This is a genomic window from Blautia sp. CAG:237 (assembly GCF_000436615.1).
GTDB lineage: Bacteria > Bacillota > Clostridia > Lachnospirales > Lachnospiraceae > Blautia_A > Blautia_A intestinihominis.
Map to the genome: position 1 here is coordinate 1 of NZ_FR886678.1, position 8,773 is coordinate 8,773.

Annotated in this window: 9 protein-coding genes and 1 pseudogene; 2 read left to right on the forward strand and 8 right to left on the reverse strand. The window is 45.9% G+C overall.

Annotated features, from left to right (window positions below; all coding sequences use genetic code 11):
• The 8 genes and pseudogenes from QZL69_RS01985 to QZL69_RS02020 form a co-directional block, all read right to left on the reverse strand.
• Positions 1 to 236 (reverse strand): annotated as a pseudogene (locus QZL69_RS01985) (hypothetical protein); the annotation flags it as partial.
• 165 nt (positions 237 to 401) lie between these two features.
• On the reverse strand, positions 402 to 815 hold the full coding sequence (locus tag QZL69_RS01990; protein WP_022213552.1) for a transposase: 414 nt from the start codon (positions 813 to 815) through the stop codon (positions 402 to 404).
• A 122-nt stretch (positions 816 to 937) separates the two neighbouring features.
• Positions 938 to 1,402: a hypothetical protein gene (locus QZL69_RS01995; RefSeq protein ID WP_022213553.1), complete on the reverse strand. Its 465-nt coding sequence runs from the start codon at positions 1,400 to 1,402 to the stop codon at positions 938 to 940.
• A 225-nt stretch (positions 1,403 to 1,627) separates the two neighbouring features.
• Positions 1,628 to 2,791, reverse strand: coding sequence for an MFS transporter (locus tag QZL69_RS02000; protein WP_022213554.1), 1,164 nt, complete (start codon positions 2,789 to 2,791; stop codon positions 1,628 to 1,630).
• 125 nt (positions 2,792 to 2,916) lie between these two features.
• A complete protein-coding gene (locus QZL69_RS02005) occupies positions 2,917 to 3,840 on the reverse strand; it encodes an AraC family transcriptional regulator (protein ID WP_022213555.1) in 924 nt (307 codons plus the stop codon).
• A gap of 92 nt (positions 3,841 to 3,932) precedes the next feature.
• The gene (locus QZL69_RS02010) at positions 3,933 to 4,670 is read right to left on the reverse strand and encodes an ABC transporter permease (RefSeq protein ID WP_022213556.1); all 738 of its coding nucleotides are present in this window, start codon (positions 4,668 to 4,670) and stop codon (positions 3,933 to 3,935) included.
• A gap of 3 nt (positions 4,671 to 4,673) precedes the next feature.
• A complete protein-coding gene (locus QZL69_RS02015; RefSeq protein WP_022213557.1) occupies positions 4,674 to 5,426 on the reverse strand; it encodes an ABC transporter permease in 753 nt (250 codons plus the stop codon).
• Position 5,427: 1 nt separating this feature from the next.
• On the reverse strand, positions 5,428 to 6,354 hold the full coding sequence (locus QZL69_RS02020) for an ABC transporter ATP-binding protein (RefSeq protein WP_022213558.1): 927 nt from the start codon (positions 6,352 to 6,354) through the stop codon (positions 5,428 to 5,430).
• Between the two features lie 188 nt (positions 6,355 to 6,542).
• Between QZL69_RS02020 and QZL69_RS02025 the strand changes: the two genes are divergently transcribed.
• Both QZL69_RS02025 and QZL69_RS02030 read left to right on the forward strand, forming a co-directional pair.
• The gene (locus tag QZL69_RS02025; RefSeq protein WP_022213559.1) at positions 6,543 to 7,262 is read left to right on the forward strand and encodes a response regulator transcription factor; all 720 of its coding nucleotides are present in this window, start codon (positions 6,543 to 6,545) and stop codon (positions 7,260 to 7,262) included.
• Positions 7,259 to 8,623 carry a sensor histidine kinase gene (locus QZL69_RS02030; protein WP_022213560.1) on the forward strand — a complete coding sequence of 455 codons (1,365 nt, stop codon included), beginning with the start codon at positions 7,259 to 7,261 and terminating at the stop codon, positions 8,621 to 8,623. Before QZL69_RS02025 ends, QZL69_RS02030 begins: the two co-directional genes overlap by 4 nt.
• Positions 8,624 to 8,773: the final 150 nt, after the last annotated feature.

Sequence of the window (8,773 nt, forward strand, 5' to 3'; positions counted from 1 at the left end):
CAATTATATCGTTTTCCTGTCTGAAATACACACAGGCTGTGATTTCTTGAATCATGGGCAACCGTTCCTGTTCCATCATACGCAAGCCTGCTGGTATTCCATGCGCAGATCCTTGATATTCTCATCCCGTTTCTGTGTGCCTGATGCTCACAGCGTTTCTGGATATCCCGTTTTCTCCACAGATGCAGTCTCTGTGTGGTTTCCCGGATCACGGATAACTGTTCCGGTTCCATCATACGCAAGCCTGCTGGTATTCCATGCACAGATCCTCGATATCCGCATTCTGTTTCTGTGTGCCTGATGTTCACAGCGTTTCTGGATATCCCGTTTTTTCCACAGATGCAGTTTCTGTTTCTTTCTCCCGGATATCTTTCCTTTTGTCTCCAGGTGTTCGAAAACAATTACATCTGCATGCTTCTCTTTTGCATATTTTGTGACTGCTCCTGCAATCTTTCTCTCTGGAATCTCTTTATCCGTCCCAGCACACGGTACATCCGGTCTTTTTCACTGGAAAAATCGATAAACTTTCTTCCCAGGACAGTTCCATCCGACCGCATAATGGTACAGACTGCATCGGTGTTGATCCCCAGATCTACACCGCAGATAATCTGTTCTTCGACTGGTGCTTTTGTGAGTATCACATCTTCCGTATAAGAAAAACGCAGAAAATATTTCCTGTGCCTTTTCTCCAATGTCGGAGCAGATGCCTTTTTCCCGGACCAGTTCTTTCTCATGTCGGGGCAGATGCCTTTTCCCCAGACCAGTTCTTTCTCAAATACTCCATGTCGGTATGGCTTAACCGTACATGGAACCATTTCCAGTCATGCCCATCATATAATTTCCTGCGTCTTTTCTCCAGTGTCGGGGCGGATGCCTTTTTCCCGGCCCAGTTCTTTCTCAGATACTCCATGTCGGTATGGCTTAACCGTACATGAAACTACTTCCAGTCATGCCCGTCATATAGTTTCAGATAAGTAGCATCCTTCCCGACTTCATCCTCCCGGTACATTACATCACGGTAAAAGACCGGCATGGCATGGTTCTCATATACAAGTCTCGGTTTACCTTCTATCTGGCCTGTCTTTTCCCACAACTCCATTCGGGTTTTGTAAGAGGATACACTTCCCAGGGCATGCTGGATGGCGGCCCTTCTCAGATACGAAGGCATCTTTTGGAAACGGATATCAAAATCAAAACGAGCCTGATTCTTTTTTGTTGTATGTATCAGGTGCTCCGCTTCATTAAAACGCTTCTTCGTTTCCGCTATCCTTTCCAGTTCTTCCCATACCTGCGCATAAATCTCTGTCAGATAGCTGACAGCAGACCTGTAAACATCCAGTGTCTGACGGATCGGGATATTCTGTTTTCGTAATTCCACGCCATAGCTGGAGGTAATCTTCATATCTGCTTCCTAACCTTTCTATCTTGTACCGATACAAATAAGTCCTATTTGTTCTTGTATTTTCTATTATACTCCTTATTAAGTCCAATAAAACTCCCTATTTCTATTTTTTTATAAAAAATTTGCGTTTCTAACTCATCACTGGAAGTAACGAGAATGCGACACGCAGTTATTCAAATATATGTTATCGTACATATTTATCTATCATAACATATATACCCTGCATTATAAACAGAAATCGGATTTTGTTACCGTCGCAAAGACAATTGCCGTTCCAGCCGCCGCCATGCATATACCTGCCAGAAGAATCGCACCTGCCCCCTGACTCAAAAGCTGACCGCCGGCAAAATTACCAGCCGCGCATCCCAGCGCATAGGCTGCTGTTATAAATGCCTGTCCTTTTACCATATCATTGTCTCTGACTTTCTCTTTTGCATAGTACACCTGAGCAGGTGCCAAAAGCGCGTAGGATGAGATCTGAAAGAACTGTAACAGATAGATCGTCTGTATATTTCCCGCAAAATAAAAGCCAACTGCCTTTATGAAAAAAGAAACGGCTGCTATCTTCAAAACAGTTGTGTCTCTGAAAACCTTCCGTATTTTTTCAAAAAAGAAAATCACCGGAGCTGCTACCATAGCCGCAATAAACAGGGCAACTCCTACATGACTACTGTTACCGCCCAGCGCATTCATGATCACGATCATATAATTTTCCGTCATTGCATGATACATACCCAAAAAAGCAATTCCAAGTAACGACAGACAGTACCAGCGATACTGTCCAAAAAATGCACCGATGGAAAGACTTCTGTGATCTGCACTGACTGCTGATCTGCTCTGTTGGATCTCAGGGAATCCAGCAAGGGCGATCATACTCCCCAGGCGTGCTGCCAATAAAAGCACCAGCATCCACGTTGTGCCAAATTTTGCGATCACCCAGCCAATGATCAGACTTGAGACAGCACTCGCTACTGCTCCAATTCCCCGGGCTGCGCCATAATCCACGAAATAGCCCGCATTGTTGTATGCGACACTGATGGCATTTAATAAGGAAACCATCGCGTCACTGCTCCAGATACTGACCATGTACAAAACAGCCATCAGCATGATAGAAATTCCCGGCAGTAACTGCAGGAGTATGCATACACTGCACAGAACAGACATGATCAGCAGCATTTTTGTCAGGACAAATTTTTCTGCGCGGTCTGCCAGAGATGCCAGAACTGGCTGTGACAGACAGGAACAAAGCCCTGCCAATGCCAGCAGGAATCCTACCATTCCTGAAGGAACCCCTTTGTTCAACAGATACGTTGTTGCAAAAGCTGCTGCCCCAGAAGATGATGCCCAATGTGTAAACTGGATCGCACTGTATCGATAAGTCAGATTCATACATTTCCTCCTTTATGAAAAAGGAGCTGGTTTCATGACCAGCCCCTTTCCATGGTGTGTAATACGAAAAAAGATCTCTCTTTCTTGTAATAACAGGATAATGCATTTTCCAGTGCAAATCTATATTATTCGTGTCTGTTTCTATTACAATCGTGCCATTTTCCACGATATCTTACAGGACTGCAGTTGAAATGCTCCCGAAATAGCTTTCCAAAATAGCTGCTGCTTCCAAATCCACAGTCACTTGCGATCTCTGTAATAGATTTCTCTGTCTCTATCAGTTCCATACATGCCTTCCGAAGTCTGTATTCTCTCATATATTCCAGTGGACTCATATGAAGATTCTCCTGAAACAGTCGGAAACAGACTCTTTTACTTATATGCGCTTCCCTCGCCAGGCAGTCAACCGCTATCATCTCCGTATAATGATCCTGAATATAAGACATCATTGCTTTCATTTTTTCAGCGGTATCTTTGTTTTTGTGTATATCTTCTGTCTCAGCACATGCCAGTTCCAATAAACCAAGCCATACTTCTGTGAGCAGCTGCCGAAGAGTGATCTCATAGCCCCAGCTGCCTTCCTCCAATTCAAAGCCGGCTTGAATCTTCTGCAAAAGAGCCGCCTGCCCGGGATCCTCGGGTGACAGGCAGATCATTTCAAGCCCGGATCTGTCCGTCAACGGACGAATATACCTTTCTTCTATTCGATTAGATATCCCGCCTGTCAGCAGTTCCGAATCAAACAGATGCAGTAATTGCACGGTTCCATCCTTTGTAGAACTCACTCTTGATGAATGCAGTACATTGGAATTAACAAACCCGCCTGTCCCCGCCGGGAATATCCATTTCCCATTTGGCGTTGTATACTCTACTCTGCCACTTTTTATATAGAATAATTCTACTGCATGATGCCAGTGCCAGGGCACGACCGGATCTATATATTTATCAAACTCCACGCAGGAGCAAATATAGGGAAAATCCATAAAAAAATCCGGGAGTAACTCTTCATTGCTTTCCATGATCAACTGAATTCCCTGTATATTTTTCATTTCAGATCTCCCCTCTCCTGTTATTATCTATGCTTTTTCATTCCAGGTTTCTTCCTGTAGTATATCATGTGCCATGTTATTAAGAAACGACTTTATGCCTTTACATCCCTTTTTTTCAGAAACATTCCAGCAACTAGAACCATTGTTACCAGCCAGAAAATACAGCTGAAAAAGAATAAAATATATCCGCCTCCAGACAGCACATCATTACTCTTGTTTGCATTCATGCCTGCCTGCATCAGTGCATAGGGCCAGAACAGAGAAAGACCTTTGCTCCCTGCCAGCAGACCGGTGATGCCGCCCACCAGCCCAAGAAAGATCGGAATGGCAAAGCTTCGGATGACCATAGCCAGCACAAGCTGCGCCGCAATGACCGCAAGTGCTCCCACTGCACCGCGAAGAAGAAAAGCAAGCAGGATCATCGGTGGAAATCCCGGAAAATGTGCAAAAACTTTTCCACAAAATGCATACAGCAAAAATACAAACAGATGCGTCAGAAGGGCCAGTTTTGCCACCACAACAAATTTCGCCAGAAAAAGATCTATCGGCCTGACCGGACTTGCCATAATAAGATTCCAGTTGTGTCCAAGATGTTCCAGTCTCCACAGATAAGCTGCATAAGCAGCCACCATTGCAGGAAAGAAAAACATCGAATAAAACAATGTATGCTGTGTCCAGAGACTGTACCAGCCATCTTTGAGAATTTCCAGATTCTGCAGATAATTAAAAGTTCCATATATTGCTGAAATGAGCGGCAGTGCAAAAAACAGCCCCCAGATCGGAGACGCATGCAGTTTTCGGTTTTCTGCCTGAATACAGCGCTTTAACATCTTTTACACCTCCTGTTTCTGTACTCTTCGCCATGCTGCATAGAACAAGAGCATGACCAGTACCACAGTAAAAACAAGCAGTCCCCAATTGTACGGCCGCGTTCCATAAGTAACCGTATGTGCAGCCTGGTCCCAGTTCGCAACTTCATAAGTTCCCAGCGGAACAAAATAACCCCAAGGAACAAAATAGCTGACAACCTTTGGCATAAAAGCAGAAAACAGCCCGGTTAATGATGCTATGATTCCTGCACAGAGTGCCAGAAGCGGATTTCCAGCCAGTAGCATGAGCAGAAATGCTCCAAAAAAGAGCATCAGTTCCACCGCCAGTGTACAGCCTGTCAGATAAAAAAGCTGACTGATTGGAAAAGCCTCCGTGTAACCATATATTTTTCCTGTCAGAAATACGCCTCCCATTTCCAGAAAGGTTACAAGCAGAACTTCCATGATGCCAAACAAAGCTTTTCCAAGGAACAGACTCCTACGGCTCTGCAGAGTATAAAGAAGTTTCCAGGTACTTCCTTTGACTTCCATATCCCATAACCGGCTTGCCAGTACTGCCATCACGATCGGAAAGATCAGCACATTGGCAACCGGGATGCTGTAAAACAATGCGCTGTACGCATTTGCCAGTTCATCCGGACCGGGCGATAACAGACTGCCTGTCCACAGCATTACGATCAACGGAACCAGCAGGCAGAACAGCAGATCATGCCTGCGGTGAGCTTTTTGCAATTCTACACAAAAAGCACCTGTCATATCATGCCACCTCCCTGCCGTTCTGTGTCAGACTCAGGAAAATTTCTTCCAGGCTTTTTGTCTCAGAAGTCAGTCCGACAACTCCGACATTATTTTCAGAAAGGGTTCTGACCAGTTCTGCCAATTTTTCATCAGAAATCGACGGCAGCTGCAGGATATCGAGATGATGTGTCATTGGCTGTGTCAGAATACCCTGACGATTCAGTATATCAATGCCTTTTTTCACATCCAGTACCCGGATCTGGATGCCGCCCCGGCTGTGTTTACGCAGTTCCTGCAGGGAACCTTCGAATATCATTTTTCCATGATCCAGAATTCCAAGCTGCGTGACCATCTGCTCCATTTCACCGAGCAGATGACTGGAGATCAGTACCGTCGCTCCGGTGCTCTCCGGCATAGATGCAATGAGACCGCGCATTTCCTGGATTCCTGCAGGATCGAGACCATTGGTCGGCTCATCCAGGATCAGCAGCCTGGGATTGCCAAGTAATGCCATTGCAATGCCAAGTCTCTGTTTCATGCCAAGAGAGTACTGCCCGACTTTGCGGTTTGCGTCGGCAGTCAGATGTACGATCTCCAGAACACGGTCAATGTCTTTGTGGTCGATATCTTTCAAGTCTGCGATGATCTTAAGATTTTCACGTGCTGTCAGATGCAGATAACCTGACGGGGACTCGATCAGACTTCCCGTCTTTCTCAGCAATGCGATGCGGTTTTCCTCATTCATCGTCTGCCCGAGCAGTTTTACACTGCCGCTGGTCGGATGTACCAGACCAAGCAGGATTTTCATACTTGTTGATTTTCCGGCACCGTTCGGACCAAGAAAACCGTAGACGCAGCCCTGCGGTACTGACAGATTCAGATGCTCCACTACGATACGACCGTTGTAGCTTTTGCAGAGGTCGTGGGTTTCGATAACAGAAATCATAATGTTCTCTCCTTTTCCTGTTTATTTTTCTCTTCGACAATTTAAAGCTTACACCGGCTGCCTTAAGCCTCCTCAAATCCTGCCTTAATTTTCGCTTAAGTTTTTGGGATTTTCAGATAGAGTGTTTGAAAGTATGGTATAGTAAAACTGAATTCAAGACTGACTGATGATTTGAAAGGATTCTGATTATGAACAGTATTTATGAAGTTCGAATTCTAATCGTAGATGATAATAAAGATCTGCTCCGTCTGCTCTGCGAGCAGTTGTCTGGTGCAGGTTACAGGCATATTCAGACCGCAGCGAACTGTGCTGCGGCAAAAAAATTGTTTGCAGCTGAGATCCCGGAACTGATGATCCTGGATATCAACCTTCCGGACGGCGATGGTTTTTCCCTGTTCCGTGCCCTGCATGCCAAAGCAGACGTTCCGGCTCTTTTTCTCTCCGCAAGAGATGCCGATGCGGATCGTTTATTTGGACTCGGACTTGGTGCAGATGATTACCTGACAAAGCCTTTTCTGATGCAGGAACTACTTCTTCGTGTTCAGCATATCCTGCTGAGAACTTATCGCGCAGAACTCGCCCGCACAAAGTCAAAAGATTTGAAACTTGCAGATCGAAGCGTGGATCTGAACGATGCTCTTGTCACACTTTCAAACGGAGATACGATTCCTCTGACAGCTACAGAACTGGCACTGCTTCGCAAACTGGCGGATAACCGCGGGCATATCGTGACTTATGATTCCCTCTGCTCTGCTGTCTGGGGTGCGGATTACTATGGATATGAAAACAGCCTTGGTGTTCATATCCGACATCTGCGCCAGAAACTGGAGCAGGATCCGAACCAGCCGCGCTGTCTGCTGACTGTAAGGGGCATTGGCTATAAACTGGCAAAGGAGGAACTGCTGTGAAAACTTTTGCCCGACTGATCTGGCGATATGTACTGACCGCAGTTGGTGTTGTCCTTCTGCTGTTGGTCCTGACAATTTCACTTCTGGGATGGATCAGCTGGCGCGAAGGATATCTCCAGCCGCAACGCGAATATTCCTATAGCGAAATTGCAGATTCTATGGTTGAAACAGACAATGGAATGATTTTTGGAGCAGAACATGCTCCGGAAGAATGGATGGACGGTTATGCATGGGCTATGATCCTTGACGAAAAAGGAAACGTGAAATGGAATTATGATCTGCCGGACGAACTGGATAACCATTATTCTTCCAGCGACATCGCCAGTTTTTCCCGCTGGTATCTGGATGATTATCCGGTATTCTGCTGGTCCGAAGATTATGGTCTGTTTGTGGCTGGTCTTACCAAGGGAAGTCTCTGGAAATATAATCTTTACAATTCACCAAATGTTCTCCAGGATATCGTCCACGGTATCCCACTGGTTATTCTTGGCATGCTGCTGTTGGTTCTGATCTTTTGTTTATGGATTGGCTGGCGTGGAACCAAACGCTTAAGAATTGTAGCGGAAGGGCTGGATGCACTGGCCGACGGACAGACTGTCCAGTTACCGACAGATGGTTTTACCGGAGAACTGGCTCAGAAACTGAATCAGACCAGTTCTCATCTACAGAAACGAAATGAAATGCTTGTGCGGCGGGATGACACGCGAACACAGTGGATTGCAGGTGTCAGTCATGATGTACGCACACCACTGGCTCTGATCCTTGGATGGGGAGAACAGCTGGAACAGGATTCTTCCCTGCCCGATACAGTACGGCACAAGGCCGCAGGGATTCGTACTCAATGTGAAAAACTCCGCTCTCTTATTGACGACCTGAATCTAACCAGCAAACTGGAATATGGTGCACAACCACTCCGAAAAGAAACTTTCACCGCCGGACCGCTGTTCCGTGAACTGGTCGCTCAATTCTACGACAGTCCCCTGGCAGAAAACTGCGAAATTACGCTGAATCAGACAAATGCCGCCGAACACGCGCAGATTTCTGTCGACCGTGCCCTGCTCGCTCGGCTTCTCGAAAATCTGCTGATCAACAGCGTGCGGCATAATTCTGAATCTGTCAAAATCTGTATCGAAACTGAAATACGAGAAAATTTCCTGTACCTGACAGTAACCGACAACGGCAAAGGCTATCCCCCGGAAGTTCTTGCGGCTCTGAATCTGCAGGAAATCAATAAAAATACACCGCATATTCTGGGACTGCATGTAGTCGAACAGATTGCCGCGGCGCATGGCGGGAGAAGTGCTTTTAAATTAAATTATCCCAGCGGAGCCAGGACGTGTGTCTGGCTGCCACTGGGATGATGTCCCATATTTTAGAGGCCAGACATAGGTGTCTGGTAGAAGATTATTCCGAATAGAATAACTGTTTCGGGCTTTTCGGCTTATCTGGAATGCTCATTTTAATTAATCCACTGTGAATTAAAAACTCTATCCTCACATGACTGAAGTCAC